Here is a 258-nt window from a genome sequence, read left to right as displayed (position 1 = left end):
CTGAAAGCCTGCGCGACGTTCGGCAGCGAGACCCGATCCTGCGGGCGTTTCGGCCCGGCCAGACTGGCTTCGACGCTGCCCATATCCAGCGCCAGGCTGTCGGTGAACACCGGCTCCTGACCCGGCAGACGCCACAGGCCTTGAGCTTTGGTGTAGGCCTCGACCAATTTCACTACTTCCGGCGGCCGACCCGACAGGCGCAGGTATTCCAGCGTGACATTGTCGACCGGGAAGAAGCCGCATGTCGCACCGTATTCC

Annotated in this window: 1 protein-coding gene; it reads right to left on the bottom strand. The window is 64.3% G+C overall.

Features of this window, described 5'->3' with window-relative positions:
• Positions 1–258, bottom strand: a 258-nt coding sequence (locus AAEY83_RS16495; RefSeq protein ID WP_351060790.1) for an aconitase family protein, incomplete at both ends; no start/stop codon positions are given.

The sequence above is a fragment of the Psychrobacter sp. TB20-MNA-CIBAN-0197 genome (genome assembly GCF_040309765.1).
GTDB lineage: Bacteria > Pseudomonadota > Gammaproteobacteria > Pseudomonadales > Moraxellaceae > Psychrobacter > Psychrobacter submarinus.
Note: the sequence above shows the minus strand (reverse complement) of the source record. Positions and strands in the feature narration are given on the sequence as shown.